Source organism: Mucilaginibacter gossypii, assembly GCF_017569325.2.
In the GTDB taxonomy this organism is placed as follows: Bacteria; Bacteroidota; Bacteroidia; order Sphingobacteriales; family Sphingobacteriaceae; genus Mucilaginibacter; species Mucilaginibacter gossypii.
Map to the genome: position 1 here is coordinate 3796870 of NZ_CP071878.2, position 16282 is coordinate 3813151.

At 43.5% G+C, this 16282-nt stretch carries 17 protein-coding genes; 9 read left to right on the forward strand and 8 right to left on the reverse strand.

All coding sequences use genetic code 11. The features are described 5' to 3' along the window. Positions 1-95: 95 nt before the first annotated feature. Positions 96-746: a beta-phosphoglucomutase gene (pgmB, locus tag J3L18_RS15970; RefSeq protein ID WP_091163035.1), complete on the reverse strand. Its 651-nt coding sequence runs from the start codon at positions 744-746 to the stop codon at positions 96-98. A 43-nt stretch (positions 747-789) separates the two neighbouring features. Continuing rightward, entirely contained in the window at positions 790-2652 is a 1863-nt protein-coding gene (locus J3L18_RS15975) for a glycoside hydrolase family 13 protein (RefSeq protein ID WP_129569352.1), read from the reverse strand. Between the two features lie 259 nt (positions 2653-2911). Between J3L18_RS15975 and J3L18_RS15980 the strand changes: the two genes are divergently transcribed. After that, complete coding sequence (locus J3L18_RS15980; RefSeq protein WP_129569351.1) at positions 2912-3271, forward strand: hypothetical protein; 360 nt, start codon at positions 2912-2914, stop codon at positions 3269-3271. Positions 3272-3401: 130 nt separating this feature from the next. Continuing rightward, positions 3402-3932 carry a ferritin gene (locus tag J3L18_RS15985; protein ID WP_129569350.1) on the forward strand — a complete coding sequence of 177 codons (531 nt, stop codon included), beginning with the start codon at positions 3402-3404 and terminating at the stop codon, positions 3930-3932. Between the two features lie 237 nt (positions 3933-4169). Here J3L18_RS15985 and J3L18_RS15990 read toward each other — a convergent pair whose 3' ends face one another. The 3 genes from J3L18_RS15990 to J3L18_RS16000 all read right to left on the reverse strand — a co-directional run bounded on the left by J3L18_RS15990 (position 4170) and on the right by J3L18_RS16000 (position 6410). Continuing rightward, on the reverse strand, positions 4170-5015 hold the full coding sequence (locus tag J3L18_RS15990) for an SDR family NAD(P)-dependent oxidoreductase (protein ID WP_129569349.1): 846 nt from the start codon (positions 5013-5015) through the stop codon (positions 4170-4172). 85 nt (positions 5016-5100) lie between these two features. Further along, entirely contained in the window at positions 5101-6045 is a 945-nt protein-coding gene (locus J3L18_RS15995; RefSeq protein ID WP_129569348.1) for a helix-turn-helix domain-containing protein, read from the reverse strand. Between the two features lie 104 nt (positions 6046-6149). Then, positions 6150-6410: a (2Fe-2S) ferredoxin domain-containing protein gene (locus J3L18_RS16000; RefSeq protein WP_129569347.1), complete on the reverse strand. Its 261-nt coding sequence runs from the start codon at positions 6408-6410 to the stop codon at positions 6150-6152. 250 nt (positions 6411-6660) lie between these two features. Between J3L18_RS16000 and J3L18_RS16005 the strand changes: the two genes are divergently transcribed. The 4 genes from J3L18_RS16005 to J3L18_RS16020 all read left to right on the forward strand — a co-directional run bounded on the left by J3L18_RS16005 (position 6661) and on the right by J3L18_RS16020 (position 10567). Further along, positions 6661-7011, forward strand: coding sequence for a VOC family protein (locus tag J3L18_RS16005; protein ID WP_090531475.1), 351 nt, complete (start codon positions 6661-6663; stop codon positions 7009-7011). Positions 7012-7173: 162 nt separating this feature from the next. Then, complete coding sequence (locus J3L18_RS16010; RefSeq protein WP_129569346.1) at positions 7174-7752, forward strand: thermonuclease family protein; 579 nt, start codon at positions 7174-7176, stop codon at positions 7750-7752. 33 nt (positions 7753-7785) lie between these two features. Further along, positions 7786-10221: a penicillin acylase family protein gene (locus J3L18_RS16015; RefSeq protein WP_129569345.1), complete on the forward strand. Its 2436-nt coding sequence runs from the start codon at positions 7786-7788 to the stop codon at positions 10219-10221. A gap of 7 nt (positions 10222-10228) precedes the next feature. Next, entirely contained in the window at positions 10229-10567 is a 339-nt protein-coding gene (locus J3L18_RS16020) for a hypothetical protein (protein ID WP_146749910.1), read from the forward strand. A gap of 51 nt (positions 10568-10618) precedes the next feature. Here the strand turns inward: J3L18_RS16020 and J3L18_RS16025 are convergent, their stop codons facing one another. Continuing rightward, positions 10619-11296 carry a lipid-binding SYLF domain-containing protein gene (locus tag J3L18_RS16025; RefSeq protein WP_176844367.1) on the reverse strand — a complete coding sequence of 226 codons (678 nt, stop codon included), beginning with the start codon at positions 11294-11296 and terminating at the stop codon, positions 10619-10621. A 93-nt stretch (positions 11297-11389) separates the two neighbouring features. Beyond that, positions 11390-11869 carry a DUF1203 domain-containing protein gene (locus J3L18_RS16030; protein WP_129569343.1) on the reverse strand — a complete coding sequence of 160 codons (480 nt, stop codon included), beginning with the start codon at positions 11867-11869 and terminating at the stop codon, positions 11390-11392. A gap of 225 nt (positions 11870-12094) precedes the next feature. Between J3L18_RS16030 and J3L18_RS16035 the strand changes: the two genes are divergently transcribed. Together J3L18_RS16035 and J3L18_RS16040 are read left to right on the forward strand one after the other, a co-directional pair. After that, on the forward strand, positions 12095-13081 hold the full coding sequence (locus tag J3L18_RS16035) for a LuxE/PaaK family acyltransferase (protein WP_129569342.1): 987 nt from the start codon (positions 12095-12097) through the stop codon (positions 13079-13081). 122 nt (positions 13082-13203) lie between these two features. Continuing rightward, positions 13204-13917, forward strand: a complete 714-nt coding sequence (locus J3L18_RS16040; RefSeq protein WP_129569341.1) for a PH domain-containing protein — start codon at positions 13204-13206, stop codon at positions 13915-13917. Between the two features lie 122 nt (positions 13918-14039). Here the strand turns inward: J3L18_RS16040 and sucC are convergent, their stop codons facing one another. Further along, positions 14040-15233 carry an ADP-forming succinate--CoA ligase subunit beta gene (sucC, locus tag J3L18_RS16045; protein ID WP_090532025.1) on the reverse strand — a complete coding sequence of 398 codons (1194 nt, stop codon included), beginning with the start codon at positions 15231-15233 and terminating at the stop codon, positions 14040-14042. A 388-nt stretch (positions 15234-15621) separates the two neighbouring features. On the opposite strand from sucC, the gene J3L18_RS16050 reads away from it, so the two are divergent. Then, the gene (locus J3L18_RS16050; protein WP_090531462.1) at positions 15622-16281 is read left to right on the forward strand and encodes an ABC transporter ATP-binding protein; all 660 of its coding nucleotides are present in this window, start codon (positions 15622-15624) and stop codon (positions 16279-16281) included. The last annotated feature ends 1 nt before the right edge of the window (position 16282 follow it).

Consider the following 16282-nt stretch of genomic DNA (forward strand, 5'->3'; position numbering starts at 1 on the left):
CTCCCTAAAGGGTGAGACTTGAATTTAATAGTTAATAGTTTAATTAATAACGCCCGTTTTAAAACCCTCAACCTTTAGGGGAGGGTTGGCCGGAGCTATAGTTTATACAATTTATCTAAAGTCATTTCGTCCAAACCTTTAATAACCAGGTTGGCGCCTTTAAGTACATCGGATGAGCCGATGCCTACCACTTTCATATCACCGGCAACGGCGGCCTCAACGCCCGCAATGGCATCTTCAAAAACCACGCATTCTTCAGGTAAAACGCCCAGGGCCTGTGCACCCGCCAAAAATACTTCGGGATCTGGTTTGGCTTTACTTACTTTGTTACCATCAATCACCGCATCAAACATATCGGTGATACCAATTTTCTCCAATATGGTCATTGAGTTTTTACTGGCGGAACCCAGTGCGGTTTTAAGACCTACCGCACGGCAGGTTGTTAAAAACTCTTTGGCACCAGGCAGGATCTCTTCGGGTTTCATTTGGTTTACCATTTCCATATACCAGGTATTTTTCAGGGTAGCCAGTTGCTCCTGCTCGGCCTCTGTTTTGGTAACGCCGCCCCAGCCCAGGATCAATTGCAGCGAACGTACACGGCTTACGCCCTTCAGCTGTTCGTTCTGATGTTCGGTAAAATCAAAGCCAAGCGAATTGGCCAGCCTTTTCCAGGCTTTATAATGGTAAACGGCGGTATCGACTATTACACCGTCGAGGTCAAAAATACAGGCTTTTATTGTATTCATTTTTTTGGTAAAACACAGGGAATTAGTTCCCTAAGATATTATTTTAATGGGTAACACCGGGTATTAATTCTAACACTAAAGTTGTTTTGCCCGGTATAGTGACTTTATCCAGTCCAATCATTTCATCCGTTAGTATATTCCTTGCTGTTTTGGCATCGCCAATACACTCAAAATACCGTGCTGTAGTAGTTTCCTGTTCCTTATCGCTGCTGTTGAACATGATCATTACCGTTTTTTGGGCATCATATCTAAAATAAACATAAATACCTTTTTCGGGCACAAACTGCATCATTTTACCTGTTTGCAGAGCAGTAGTGCTTTTGCGGTAATTAGCCAGCTTACTCACATAATTAAAAGCGTCATTTTCTTTTTTACTGCGGCCTTCGGCAGTAAATTTATTTTCCTTATCGCCGGCCCAGCCGCCCGGGAAGTCCTCGCGTACCAGACCATCGGGGTTCGAGTAGTTTTTCATCAGGATCTCATCGCCATAATACATTTGAGGTACGCCCCTCATGGTCAGCAGCATAGCCATAGCCGATTTATATTTGGTAATATCCTCCCCTACCATTGATAATAAACGGCTCATATCGTGGTTATCCATAAATATGGTATTGCGGGTGGCATCCTGGTATAGAAAGTCCTGAGCCACTACCGAATACAAGCGACCAACACCGTCTGTCCAGCCATCGTTACCATTAATAGCTTCATAAATTGCATCTTTTAAAACAGCATCGGTTACGCCCGGTAGCTGGGTATCAAAACCCCGGTTAACCGTATTGCCCTGCGTAAAAAATGCCTGGTTAGCGGCAGACCATACCAGCGTTTCGCCAAATATGGAAAGCTTCGGAAATTCGGCTTTTACATCTTTTGCCCATTTGGCCATATAAACAGGTTCATTATAAGGATAAGTATCCAGCCTGAAACCGTCGATACCCGCATACTCCACCCACCAAATGTGGTTTTGGGTAAGGTAGTTTTGCACGTAAACATTATTTTGGTTTAAATCGGCCATGCGGTGGTCAAACCAGCCGTCCTGCATCAGTTTGCGGTCCATTGGCGAGGCGTGCGGATCCATCACAGCCGCATCCCTGAAGTTTGATTTGGTGTACGCTGGCCATTGGTGTACCCAGCTTTTCATTGGCATATCCTGTATAAGGTAACCTTCGGTACCGGCGTGGTTATGTACAAGGTCTTTAATAACCTTAAGCCCCATGCTGTGGCATTTTTCCACAAACTTTTTGTAAAGGTTATTAGTGCCGTACCTTGGATCTATCTTATAATAATCGGTAACGGCATACCCGTGATACGAAGCGCTTGGCTCGTCATTCTCAATTTCGGGTGTAAGCCAGATTGCAGTTACTCCTAAATTTTTCAGGTAATCCAAATGGCTCATGATCCCCTGAAGGTCACCCCCATGGCGGCTGAACATCGAATCGCGGTGGATGCCTCGCTCACGTAGGTTATCAAATGAGTCGTTGGCAACATCGCCATTGCTAAACCTGTCAGGCATAATGAGATAGATCAGATCTTTACTGGTAACGCCCTGCGCCCTGCCTGCAGATCTGTCGCGTTTGTTAAGTGTATAACTATACGTAAGGTCTTTTTCGCCTGCTTTCTTAAATTTTATCGGGAACGTTCCCGGAATAGCCGATGAAAAAATTTTCAGGTCAATGAATAAATAATTCGGATTTTCAACTTTATGAACTGCTTTAAGCTTTACACCGGGGTAAGTAAGCACTACATTACGGGCGGCAATATTGTTGCCATGCACAACCAGTTGGAGGTTGGGATTGCTCATGCCAACCCACCAGGACATGGGCTCAACACGCTCAAGTGCAGGCGTTTGTGCCTTTACACCCAAAGCAGCCAGCAAGCAGCATAAGGCGGATAGTAAGGTTTTTCTCATATAAAAAATGATAAAAGGATAATTGGTTCGATTTCGGATTAAGCCCGTAACCACGTTCCAAATTTATAATAAAATTAATTGCTTGTATGAAAAAAAATAATTCACACTAATTTGTTTCGAATTACGCGAATTGATTTTTACTACCCGATTGGTGTAATTCGAATAAATTTTGAGCCGCACGCTAATCATTCGCGTGAAAAATAATTTTCTATCTTTATTTGGATTGATTACAAATAATACCAATATTTGTATCCGTTATATGATTGCGACCACCGAACTAACTTTATGGACCGACGTTTTCAGCACCAAGACTGGTGCTGTTTACCAATGTGATACAGAGCGTTGCTGGTATGTCGATTTCGCCGGTAAGGTTGCCCGGTTTGATCATCGCAATTTCTTAAAATTACGCAAAGCGGTTTATGCTATCGACATTGAGCAAAAACTGCTGAACACCACTACTGATCCCGACGTGGAGATCATTTTCATCTGCGCCTGCGATCATTGTTATGTACTTTCACTGGCTCAGATCATCAGCCTGAAAGATCTTTTAGAAGGTACTTTTGTAATGCTGGAACTCAACCACATTATCCATGACCGCCTTTACAGCAACTCACTGTAATTAGACTAATTATCAACACAATTTAGATTAATTTCATATTGTCTTTAAATTAAACTAATATGCCTTTACAGCATTATTATTGTATATAATTATCCTGCGATAAGACATATAACATTAATTTATCAAGACCATGAAAGACCTACTCCGCATAAAAAGCCTGATATCATCAGATATCGAAGCGCTTTTAAATCAGCAAGTTAAAAAAGAAGCATTTTCGTCGTCAGCATATTTGGCTATGGCATCATGGTGCAATCGCAACGGTTATGATTTTTCATCCGAATATTTTTTTAAACAAGCCGAAGAGGAGCGCCATCACCAGCTAAAATTTTATAAATATATCCTTGATATGGGCGGCAATGCTGTATCACCTGAGGTAACCGGCATTAAACAGGAATATAATTCATTCCGCGAAGTGTTTGAAGACGCCCTCGACCAGGAAATTAGCGTTACCAACGCTATCAAAAACATATATGCGCGCTGCATGAAAGAACAGGATTTTGTTACTATGGAGTTCCTGAACTGGTTCCTGAAAGAACAACGCGAAGAAGAATATAAAGCCCGCCGCGCCCTTGAACTGTTTGAAGTTATCGGCGAAGAAGGTACCGGCAGATGGCAGATTGACAAGCACGTTGGTCAGATAAAATATGATAGTGAGGCTTAAGCCCCACCCTGCCCTCTCCAGAGGGAGAGGTTTCCACACGAAATGCCTTTCGATAAAACGAAAGGCATTTTTTTAACATCTTACTTTTAAGGAAGCTGTATCGTAAATCAAATGATGCGGTCTTTTTTGTTTTGGTGGCTCTTTCCTTTTCATATGATACCTTCGGCATTACCCTGCAAACACCAAAAAGCCGGCCATTACTGGCCGGCTTTTTATAAAAGGAAGTCAGAAAAAAGCTTATTTTCTGAAATCGGTCGATTTACTGATACTCTCGAAAGCAGCCAGGTCTTTCTGAACGGTTTCGATCTTGTTTTGCGCCATACCGAATGAATCTGAACCCAGGAATAAGTGCAGCGGACGCTCTTGCATTTCAGCCACCTCGATGAAGGCTAAAGCCGCATTTTCAGGGTCACCGGGCTGGTTGCCGATGACTTGTTCGTTGTGGATCACTTCGAGGTCGCGGGCTTCCTTATAGTCATTGATCGGGTTTGCTGCGGTGTGCAATGAGTCTTGCAGCAGGAAATTGGTCTTGAAATAGCCGGGGTAAACGATGGTGGCAGTTACACCCAGTGATTTTGCTTCAGCCGAAAGTGCTTCGGTGAAGCCGGCAACCGCGAATTTAGTGGCGTTGTATATACCCCATCCGGGGAAAGTGCCCAGGAAACCGGCTATTGAAGAAATATTAAAGAACGCACCTGATTTCCTGGCGCGGAATATCGGCATTACATTACGGATCACATTCAGTGAACCGAATACGTTGACGTCGAAGTTTTTGCGGGCTTCGTCGTCGGACAGTTCCTCCAATGTGCCGAGCTGCCCGTAACCGGCGTTATTCACAACTACATCGATCGTGCCTAATTTAGCAACTATCGCAGTAACCGCTTCGGCTACACTGTTATTGTCGGTCAGGTTCACCTGCAGCGGAAGAAAATCATCGCCACTGTAGCCCACCTCGGTACGTAAGGCTTCTGCATCCCTTGAAGTAGCCGCTACCTTGTAGCCTTCAGTTAACAACCGTTTTACTAAACTTAAACCTAATCCTTTTGAGGCTCCTGTAACGAACCATACTTTCTGTGTTTTCATTTTCTTGATTATTAATTGTATGGTACAAAATTGCGCAGGAAGGGCCTGAAGGGACTTATTCGAATCACAGGAATATTTGTGAGTTTCAAATATGAGTTGAAACAGCCGCATTTCTGCGGAATTCTGAAGGGGAAACAAGGGCCTTTTTCTTGAATAAGGAGGTAAAGGCGGCCTGGCCGGAGAAGCCAAGTCCGTCGCTGATCTCATTGATACCCCAGTCGGTTTGCACGAGCAAGGATTTGGCCTCATGGATCAGACGATCCTGTATGTGTTCCCGCAGGGTTTTTCCTGTCTGATTGCGAACAAGGGAATTCAGATAATTGGGGTGCACATGCAGTTGGTCTGCAAATTCAGACGCCGTTTTAAGCTTAACGTAAGAGTCGCGTTCCTGTATCTGAAAGGATGATTCCAGTAAGGATAAGAAACGGTAGATATAGCTATAACCTTCCGAAGCCTTCGTGCGCATCAGGTTCTTGCCAGCGCGCCGGCTTTCGAGCAACAGCATCTGCAACTGTAATAAAATTGCCTGCTTTTTATCGTCGCTGTTACCGCGGTCTTCCCGATGCATGGTTTCGAAATAACCGTTGATCGTGGCCGACTGTTCGTCGGTCAGTTGGATCACCGCCTTATCAGTCTCAAAGTTCGGGAACTGCCGGAACAACTGAAGCACGTGGTCAGCTTCGAGCCCGAAGTAGTTGGGATGAATCAGGCAGAAATGTCCGCCAGTCTCTGCTGAAGTGGTTTGCCAGGACATGATCTCGTCGGGGTGGAGAAAAGCGATCTCATTCCGCCCCATTTCGTAGCGGTGAAGGCCGATGGTCAAAACTCCAGTGCCCCGGGTCATATGGAAGATCTTGTAAAATTTACGACGGTGCGGCGATATATAATCCTTAATCGGGTAAGTGTCCCGGTTTTGAATGACAAAGTATTGCGAATCAACCGGGTAATGCTCTACGTTGAGTAATGGCTGCTGGTAGTTGTCCGTTGCGAACGTTTCCAATGGCATACGGGGAATCGTTGAATTTTCCATGGGCCCGGTAATGTAATTTGATTCGGCGCAAAGTTAGTGAATTTTAATAGCGCTGTCCAAGCCCTACAAAGCCGGGGCTTATGATACGGCACCATTGGAAGACATCACTCAATCAGATCCATCAACTTCAACACCTCTTTAGGGTGATATTCTTTCAACCAGGTGTTGCCGGGCTGGATACTGCACACAGGGGCATATTTACACCTGTCGGTGCATTCGGTTTCAATTACCTCCAACTCTTCGGGCCCGTGATGATGTTTAATGTACGATTTTGCGATCTTGTACATGTCCTTACCGCCTCGTTTTCCGCATTTGCTGCCTACGCATATGTACAACACTTTATCAGGTATGGTAAATTTGCTCATAATGGCAATTATTAAGACTAAGTTAATAATCAGCAAAGTTAATGCTTTAATGTTCCAATTTTATCTGAACCGGGATTTAATTGGACTTACAAGATTGAAAGGACTTTATTACAGTGCCCCCGTCGGATTCGATACACATACATCGACATGGTGCCGATGTTAATTTGTTTCAATTGTGTATTTTAAAAGATAAATTTGAAAATCAATGCAGGGCTAAGCCAACCCGTTAGCATCAAACAAAGCTAAATATATGAAAGCAATTGAAATTATCTCCATCCCCGTAACCGACCAGCAGGCAGCCAAAGCGTTTTACCTAAAAATCGGTTTTGAAATATTAGTTGAAGCTAACTTTGAAAAACAAACCTGGATCCAGATGGCATTTCCGGGCTCGCCTGTTTCCATCACCCTGGTAAACTGGTTCCCGGAAATGCCTGCAGGTAGTGTACGCGGCCTTGTAATTAAAACCGACGACCTGGATAAAGATATAGCAGACCTTAAAGCCAAAGGCCTTGAAGTAGGCAATGTTGACACAACCCCATGGGGCCGCTTTGCCACTGTTAAGGATCCCGACGGAAATGCGTTGAGCCTGCATGCGAAATAGAACCGAGATTTGAGAAGATTTCGGATTCCGAGATTTTTGCCGGTCAAATCCTTTAATGCTTTTCATTTAATCCGGTTTAATCTTCTTACTGTCAAATCCGATAAACCCTTTAACCTGTTTCAGATACTCATATTTGCATATCTGAAATCTGCACATTAATATATGATATTTAAAAAGTACGCTGCCCTACTCGTCCTCATATTACTTATAATTGCCGGTTGTAATCCCAATAATACCAAACAACCCGATGCCAATCTTTATAAAGTTGTGAAGATAAAAGATGGAGATACTTTGGGTTTGCTTACCGGCGATAACCAGCAGATTACTGTGAGGCTTGCCGAAATTGACTGCCCCGAAAAATCGCAGGCCTTTGGACAGGCGGCTAAAAAATTCACTTCCGATCTGTGTTTTGGTAAAGAGGTAAAATTAATTGGCAACGAGCATGATCGCTACGGCCGTACCGTTGCGCAGGTGGTACTTATCGATGGCACTAATGTAAATTATGCGCTGGTAAAAAACGGCTACGCCTGGCAGTATAAAGCCTATTCCAAAAACACCGAACTGGCTGCTCTGGAACAACAGGCCCGCGAAGATAAACTTGGTTTATGGCAGGATGCCAACCCTACCCCGCCCTGGGATTTTCGCCGGGAAAAGAAACAACCTAAGACAGACTCACTTCAAACTCCTAAACCTAAAAAACATTATCGCAAGCGTAAGCCAAGACTTGAATATGCAGCCTAAATGGTTAACTTTAGGGGCATCATCATCCAAGCAATGAAGTTTACCAAAGCATTCATATCTATCTTTTTCACATTACTGCTCATTTGGGCACTGCAAACTAAAATAAGCCTCGTTCCACCATTAGGAAAATTCCTGAGCCCGGCTGATGGTTTTTGGCAAAATGCCGAAAGCAAGCACATTTTGCCAACGCTCGACCTGAAAATTAAAGGCTTACATGGTAAGGTTACCATTAAATTTGATGAGAATCATATCCCACACATTTTCGCACAGAACGAGCACGACCTGTACTTTGCCCAGGGATACATGACCGCAACCGACCGTCTTTGGCAAATGGATATCCAAACCCGGCAGGCAGCAGGCAGGCTGGCTGAAGTTATTGGCCCCAAAGTATTGGATATTGACCGCTATCACCGCCGCATGGGAATGGTTTACGGCGCCGAAAAAACAATAAAGGCAATGATGGCCGATCCAGTAGAGCGCAACATGATCCTGGCGTATACCGATGGCATCAACAGTTATATCCATCAGCTAAGCCCGAGGAGTTACCCCATAGAGTTTAAACTGCTTAACTATGCCCCCGAAGACTGGAAACCTATCAACTGCGCCTTTTTGCTTAAGCTGATGTCGGAAACATTGGCCGGCGGCTCAAACGAATTTGCAATGACCAATATTCTGCGCAAATTTGGCCCGGCCACTACAAATGATCTTTTTCCCGATTATCCTATGCACGAAGATCCTATCATACCTACAGGCACAAAATGGGATTATTTTAAAACATTGCCCATTCCCAAACCATCCGCTAATTTTTTAGCCGGCATGGCAGATAGTACAAATACTAAACCCCGTGTTGAAGGTATCGGCAGCAATAACTGGGCGGTAGCGGGCAGTAAAACAGCAAGCGGGTATCCTATTTTAGCTAATGACCCGCATCTTAACCTCACACTACCTTCTATCTGGTACCAGGTACAGCTTTCGGCGCCGGGTATAAATGTTTATGGTGTATCATTACCGGGTGCGCCCTGTGTTATTTTAGGTTTTAACAATAACATTAGCTGGGGTATTACCAATGTTGATGCCGACGTATTGGACTGGTACCAGGAAAAATTCAGGGATACCAAAATGGAGGAATACTGGTACAATAACAAATGGAATAAAACTACCCGTCGTATTGAAAAAATTGAAGTACGCGGTCAGAAACCGGTTTATGATACAGTAGTTTATACTCACCACGGCCCGGTTGTGTATCAAAACAATACTCAAAAAGCCGATGGCCCTGATTTTGTTCCGGTTGGGCATTCTTTAAGGTGGATAGCGCACGAACAATCCAATGAACTGATGGCTATGTACCTGCTTAATACAGGCAAAAACTATGACGATTACCGCAAGGCGCTTACCTTTTTCAGCGCCCCTGCTTCAAATTTTGTTTTTGCCAGTAAAGACGATATCGCCATAACCCCAAACGGTAAATACCCGCTTAAATACAAAGACCAGGGGAAATTTATTTTAGATGGAACCGACCCTGCCGACGACTGGCACGGTTGGGTACCATTTGAGCAGGATCCCACCATTAAAAATCCTGCTCGTGGGTTTGTAAGCTCGGCCAATCAATCATCAACAGATACTTCTTATCCTTATTATATCAACTGGTCATTTGCGCCCTATGAACGCGGTAAACGTATTAATGACAGACTTGCCGTTATGACTAATGCCACCGTTGATAGTATGCGTAAACTCCAAACAGATGTATACAGTATCCGGGCACAGAACATTTTACCAACCCTGCTTAAATATATCGACCCAACTAAACTTAATGCTACACAACTTAGCGCTTATGATCAAATCAATATGTGGGACAAAAATTTCGCACCGAATTCAATAGGTGCTACTGTGTTTACCAATTGGTGGTCGCAATTGTACAATGCTGTGTGGGGGGATGATTTTGCAGATAAAACCCTGCAAAACAATTTCCCTTCTGTAGATCGCACAGAAAAGCTACTGCTTAATGAGCCAACTTCCAAATGGTTTGATGACATCCGCACACCAGCAAAGGAAACCGCAGCAGATATCGTTAATAAAGCTTTTGCAGCTGCGGTAAAGGAAATTACCGACAGATGTGGTAAACCCGGAGCAAACTGGCAATGGGGTAAATTTAAAAGAATGGAGATAGCGAGCCTTTCACGTCAACCGGCTTTTGGTTCGGGTAATTTTGAATCGGGTGGCACAGCATCAACAGTTAATGCCCTTCATGACGGGCATGGCCCATCATGGCGTATGGTGGTGCAAATGGGTCCCAAAGTAAAAGGTTACGGTATTTTTCCCGGCGGCGAATCAGGTAATCCCGGCAGTTTTTTCTATAATGATATGTTCAAAACCTGGAACGAGGGAAAGTTAAAAGAACTGCTCTTCATGCAATCGGCAAGTGAACAGTCACCACGCATTAAATCAACTTATACATTAACCGGTAAATAATAACACCATGTTGTTCTTCATCATACTTATACTTTCATTTGCCAGCGGATATTTTTTACCCTGGTGGATAGTCGCAGTCATATCATTTTTAACGGCTCTTTTTATTGGCACAACAGCAAAAAGTTCTTTCTGGCAAGCCTTTATAGCGGTTTTGATGGTGTGGATAGTACTGGCTCTCTTTAAAAGCATACCCAATGACCATATCATGGCTACAAGGATAGCCCACTTATTTCATCTGCCTGACTGGGGTTATATATTAGCTTTAACCGGCATTTTAGGAGGCTTAGTGGGTGGAATGTCGGCACTTTCGGGGTTATTGCTTAAACGGGCATTTCAAAAGCATTAAAACAAAAATACCCGGATTTAGCCGGGTATTTTTGTTATCAGCGCATTGTTTTTAAAACGCGGCCAATGTTTCTTTTAATGTTTTAACCGCCTCGGTATTGCTGCTTGCCTGCGCAAAAATATCCTGCGAGGTGGCTTTGGCTCCATAATAAGCAGCATTTGAATCCTTATCTATGCCCAGGTTTGAGCCATTGATGGTTATCCCGGCAAACAAACCACGGCTGCGTGAGTATGAGTAAACCTCGGCCTGCAGCTTATAATCGGTACTTGCAGTCGAACTGCGGCCAACAGGGCCGGCTGCTGCAGAAATATCGCCACCGATAGTAAAATCGCCATTCTTGACTTTGGTTAATACACCTTTATGGCGGAACACCAGCACCAGATCAACGGATTGTACGCCGATTTGTAAGCCAAAGCTACCGCCTGTTAAGGTAACAAATACCGGATCACTCCATTTGCCATTATCCAGTTTCACCATGGCTACGCCTTTACCACGTTTACCGCCAATGCCAAATCCGGCATTGATGAGTTTGGGAATAATAACAATGCCTTCGTATTCTTCCAATAGCTGATGCGGGATGCTTTCCTTCATCTTGGCAAACTCTTTCAACACATTTGACGAATTATGGATGCGTTCTGTCTGCTTGCTGTCATCGGCCGGTTTTGCCGATATCATTACAAAAAAGAGACCTAACAAAACCGGGAGTCTCAAGAATTTTAATGTTTTCATGGGGATGGATGATTAATATTATCAATTATATATTCAATATTTAACTAACCCCCAAAACACGTACTTGTTTTTTAATTTTATGTAATAGGAACGTCAAACACGCTCAATTTTGCATATAAAACAACATGCCTGGGCATTTCTGGCATGCAAATATTCAACATTGTCATTTTCGGCAAATATTTCGCTGATCAGTTCATCAACATCGGCATCACCAACAAGCCGGGTTAAAACCATTTGCTGCACTTTGCTGTAACCTATGAGCGACAACGGGAAACTCTTTTTATTAGCCTTAATCTCCGGCGGGAAACGATAAATATCGCTGTACTCCTCCACATCTTCAGCGTGAATAAAAATAGGTCCCGGCTGGTTATAGGCATTTTCGATTTCAAAAGGCGAGTGCTTTAGCAACAGGCGTTTATCAACATTACGGTCAAAGGGTTTAAGTGAAACCCGGCATGGCCCAAGCCCGGTAGCCAGTTGTTCAACCACTTCGCCTCCAAAATCGTCGGTCATGGTTGTCCTTATTTTTTTGGCGAATGATTTTGATAGCGGTACAATTTTAAATGTGTTCATGATTATTGTTTTTAGATAGATCAAAGTTCGCGCGATAAACAAAGCGTTTCAACCCGAAACTTGCGGAGTTTCTGAACCGGGATTTATAGGATTTAAGGATTACCCAGATGCCAATAAATAGTTTGAAAGCAAATCCGTTGATCCCAAAAATCGGGTTAATCCCGGTTCAGATAATCTGCACATCTGAAATCCGCACATCTGCACATTTCCTTATCTTTGCCCTCAATGGACAAACCAGGTAAACAGGAAATATTTTCTATCAGCACCGAAGAGCAATTTAACGACGCTGCCTTGCAGGTTTTCAACTACCAGGCACAGCATAACCCGGTTTACAGCCAGTTTATTGAAGGATTGAAAATTGATCCATCATCAATTACATCTTACAGCCAGATCCCATTTTTACCTATTGAGTTTTTTAAGTCACATACTATATTAAGTACCGATGCGCCCGTTGAGGTAACCTTTACGAGTTCAGGTACCACCGGGATGATCACCAGCAGTCACCAGGTTACAGATAAAACCTGGTATGAGGAAAGCTTTCGGCGTGCCTTCAATATTTTTTATGGTGATATCAGGGATTTTACCGTACTGGCTCTGCTCCCGTCGTACCTGGAGCGCGAAGGTTCGTCGCTCATTTACATGGTTGATGATCTCATTAAACAATCAAATCATCCGGATAGCGGTTTCTTTTTGTACAATCATGACGAGCTGTTTCATCAACTTAAAAAACAGCAGGATGCCGCGAAGCCTACGCTTTTAATTGGCGTAACTTTCGGCCTTCTCGATTTTATTGAAAACCACCAGGTCAACTTTCCCGAGCTTGTTGTAATGGAAACCGGCGGGATGAAAGGCCGCCGTAAGGAAATGATTCGCGAGGAGCTGCACGCCATTTTAGGCAAAGGCTTTGGTGTAAAGCAGATCCACTCGGAATATGGAATGACGGAGCTGCTGTCACAAGCTTACTCCAAAGGCGACGGCATTTTCAATTGCCCGCCATGGATGAAGATCATCATCCGGGATACTAACGATCCGCTCAGTACGTTACAAACTGGTAAAACAGGCGGCATCAGCGTTATTGACCTGGCCAATATCAATTCCTGCGCGTTTATTGCTACGCAGGATTTGGGCAGGATTTACCCTGATGGCTCTTTTGAAGTATTGGGCCGGTTTGACCAGTCAGACATCCGCGGATGTAATTTGTTGATTGCTTAATACCATTTGAGAATCAAGACGTCAGGAATAATGTTTCAGGAAAACTTGATTCTTAACATTTGATTCTTGACTCTTTAACAGGTATAATTGTTATTTTTGCGCGCATCATAAATGCTAAAAATATGATTGAGAAATTTTTAAACGAGGAACAGGACCCTAAAACAGTTGAAAAGGTTTATTCACGCCTTGTGGATCTGCTTTCTTCAGGCGAAGAGGTTATCTACATTGCCGTTCAGAAAAAGCCGCTGGTAAACCTTTTTCCTGATTGTATAGCTATTACCAACAAACGTGTGCTGTTTTTTACCCCGGCTAACCTGGGGCTATCTATCAAGTTTGTTGATTTTGTTTGGAAAGATATCGTTGACGTATATACCAAGGAAGAAATTATCGGCTCCATTTTCAGCGTAAAAACCACCGGTGGCGCCGAAATGGCTGTTGATTACCTGCCTAAAGTTCAGGGCCGTAAATTATACCAGTATGCCCAGGAACGTAAGGAAGTTGAGCGTGAAGCCCGCCGTCAGCGCGACCTGGAACAAAAACGTGCCGAATCAGGTGCTATCCAGCTGGAAAATTCGCCTGCCCGCGCTTTTGTATCACCGGCATCTCCGCAACCCTTTTCTCAACAAAATGGGTACACAGCACCTGCCGCACCTGCAACGCCGCCTGCACCAGTTGCTGTCCCTGCTCCTGTTGTACAGGAAACACCTCCGCCTGCATCACCAAAGCCTGATGAGCTTACCGAAAAACTAAAAAAACTAAAAACCCTGTTTGATAATGGCCTTATTTCGCAGGAAGAATATAACGCCAAAAAACTTGACCTCTTGAGTGACTTATAGTCTTTTAGGGGACATGGTACCCTTATAAAAAAAGGAGGCCGTATCAATGTGATATAGCCTCCTTTTTTATCTACAGGCTGGCAATTAATCTCTAATCATCAGCCTCTTATCTCTAAAAAGAATTAAAGCGCCAAAACTTCTTTAACACGATCGGCAGCTTCTTTCAGCAATATTGCCGAGTAAACTTTCAAACCTGAGTTATCGATCAGTTCTTTTGCTTCGGCAGCGTTTGTGCCCTGTAAACGAACAATAATTGGCACCGGGATATTACCGATCTCTTTGTAAGCATCAATTACACCTTGCGCAACACGGTCGCAGCGAACAATACCACCGAAGATGTTGATCAGGATGGCTTTTACGTTAGGATCTGAAAGGATTATATTGAAACCAGCTTTTACAGTTTGCGCGTTGGCCGTACCGCCTACGTCAAGGAAGTTGGCAGGCTCGCCCCCGGCAATTTTAATGATGTCCATAGTAGCCATAGCTAAGCCGGCGCCATTAACCATACAGCCTACGTTACCATCAAGCTTAACATAGTTAAGGTTTGATTTGCTGGCTTCAACCTCGGTTGGATCTTCCTCATCGGTATCACGCATTGCAGCGTAATCCGGATGACGGTAAAGCGCGTTATCGTCAAGGTTTACCTTAGCGTCAACAGCTAAAATTTTATTATCAGAGGTTTTTAAAACCGGGTTAATTTCAAATTGCGATGAGTCGGTACCTTCATAGGCTTTGTATAAAGCAGCAATGAATTTGGTCATGTCTTTAAATGCTTCGCCTTCAAGACCAAGGTTAAAGGCTATTTTACGGGTCTGGAAGCCCTGTAAACCAACTTTAGGGTCAATCTCTTCTTTAAATATAAGCTCAGGGGTTGAGTGTGCAACTTCCTCAATATCCATACCGCCTTCGGTGCTGTACATAATAATGTTGCGGCCACGGGCGCGGTCAAGCAATACGCTCATGTAAAACTCTTTGGTTTCACTTTCGCCCGGATAGTAAACATCCTGTGCAACTAAAACTTTCTTAACTTTTTTACCTTCAGGACCAGTTTGCGGAGTTACCAATTGCATACCTAAAATATTGCCGGTATGTTCTTTTACCTGGTCGATGTTTTTGGCAAGCTTAACGCCGCCGCCTTTACCACGGCCACCTGCGTGGATCTGTGCTTTGATCACTACCCAGCTTGAGCCCAGGTCTTCTTTCAATTTTTGGGCAGCCTCAACAGCCTGCTCAACAGTATCGGCTACAATGCCTTCCTGAACTCTAACGCCATAGCTTTTTAATATAGCTTTACCCTGATATTCGTGAATATTCATGTTTTGAAGAATTTGCGGTAAAGCTACAATTTTGTTTGAAACGGTAAACACCTTGTTTCAGTTTATTTGCCCTTATCCGGGTAAATAACATTGTATTTACAAAGTACAAGAAACATGGGGAATCGAATATTAAGCAAACTAAGGCGCAACACAGCAAAGGAAAAATGGTACAATTTGTTTTCAGTTGAGAGCCTGCTTAAATCATCTCATACAGCTCTTTGCCAGAATCAGGATTTACAGGATTTTAAGATTAATTGAATGTTCGTCAAATCAGAAAAATCGGGTGTCAACATAATCAAGAATCATCAACGGTAAAAATCGGTGAAATCATAAATCAATCGGTGCAATCCCAACAAAATAAATCCAGCTAATCCGTTAACTTTGCCAAATGCTTAAAGCCAGATCTATCCATAAATCATACGGACAGTTACAAATATTAAAGGGCGTTGACCTTGAGGTACAAAAGGGCGAAATCGTAACCATCGTTGGTGCTTCAGGTGCCGGAAAAAGCTCGTTACTTAACATATTAGGTACCCTTGACCGGCCAGATTCTGGCACTTTAACCATTAATGATATTGAACTAAACAAACTAAACAATAAACAACTAAGCGATTTCCGGAACCGGCAGATTGGTTTTATATTCCAGTTTCATCATTTACTGGCCGAGTTCAGCGCTCTTGAAAACGTTTGCATCCCGGCCTTTATAGCAGGAAAATCAAAATCTGAAGCAGAAAAAAAAGCGGCCGGGTTGCTTGACCTTTTGGGTTTGAAAGACAGGTTGCACCATAAACCTAACCAGCTATCAGGCGGTGAGCAACAAAGGGTAGCTGTGGCACGCGCGTTAATCAACAATCCGGCACTTATTTTTGCCGATGAACCTTCAGGCAACCTTGATTCGGTAAACGCGCTCGAGCTTCATGAATTATTTATTAAGTTGAAGAATGATTTCAGGCAAACCTTTGTAATTGTTACTCATAATGAAGATCTTGCAAACCTGTCAGACCGCACAGTTACAATGAGGGATGGTTTAATTGTTAACGGTCAATAGC

Excerpts from the sequence above, each read along its gene's own strand:
- pgmB (WP_091163035.1), bottom strand. The coding sequence starts at position 746 with ATGAATACAATAAAAGCCTGTATTTTTGACCTCGACGGTGTAATAGTC.
- J3L18_RS15980 (WP_129569351.1), top strand. The coding sequence starts at position 2,912 with ATGATTGCGACCACCGAACTAACTTTATGGACCGACGTTTTCAGCACC.
- J3L18_RS15995 (WP_129569348.1), bottom strand. The coding sequence starts at position 6,045 with ATGGAAAATTCAACGATTCCCCGTATGCCATTGGAAACGTTCGCAACG.
- J3L18_RS16030 (WP_129569343.1), bottom strand. The coding sequence starts at position 11,869 with ATGAACACATTTAAAATTGTACCGCTATCAAAATCATTCGCCAAAAAA.
- sucC (WP_090532025.1), bottom strand. The coding sequence starts at position 15,233 with ATGAATATTCACGAATATCAGGGTAAAGCTATATTAAAAAGCTATGGC.
- J3L18_RS16035 (WP_129569342.1), top strand. The coding sequence starts at position 12,095 with ATGGACAAACCAGGTAAACAGGAAATATTTTCTATCAGCACCGAAGAG.
- J3L18_RS16000 (WP_129569347.1), bottom strand. The coding sequence starts at position 6,410 with ATGAGCAAATTTACCATACCTGATAAAGTGTTGTACATATGCGTAGGC.
- J3L18_RS16010 (WP_129569346.1), top strand. The coding sequence starts at position 7,174 with ATGATATTTAAAAAGTACGCTGCCCTACTCGTCCTCATATTACTTATA.
- J3L18_RS16025 (WP_176844367.1), bottom strand. The coding sequence starts at position 11,296 with ATGAAAACATTAAAATTCTTGAGACTCCCGGTTTTGTTAGGTCTCTTT.
- J3L18_RS16005 (WP_090531475.1), top strand. The coding sequence starts at position 6,661 with ATGAAAGCAATTGAAATTATCTCCATCCCCGTAACCGACCAGCAGGCA.
- J3L18_RS15990 (WP_129569349.1), bottom strand. The coding sequence starts at position 5,015 with ATGAAAACACAGAAAGTATGGTTCGTTACAGGAGCCTCAAAAGGATTA.
- J3L18_RS16040 (WP_129569341.1), top strand. The coding sequence starts at position 13,204 with ATGATTGAGAAATTTTTAAACGAGGAACAGGACCCTAAAACAGTTGAA.
- J3L18_RS16050 (WP_090531462.1), top strand. The coding sequence starts at position 15,622 with ATGCTTAAAGCCAGATCTATCCATAAATCATACGGACAGTTACAAATA.
- J3L18_RS15985 (WP_129569350.1), top strand. The coding sequence starts at position 3,402 with ATGAAAGACCTACTCCGCATAAAAAGCCTGATATCATCAGATATCGAA.
- J3L18_RS16020 (WP_146749910.1), top strand. The coding sequence starts at position 10,229 with ATGTTGTTCTTCATCATACTTATACTTTCATTTGCCAGCGGATATTTT.
- J3L18_RS15975 (WP_129569352.1), bottom strand. The coding sequence starts at position 2,652 with ATGAGAAAAACCTTACTATCCGCCTTATGCTGCTTGCTGGCTGCTTTG.
- J3L18_RS16015 (WP_129569345.1), top strand. The coding sequence starts at position 7,786 with ATGAAGTTTACCAAAGCATTCATATCTATCTTTTTCACATTACTGCTC.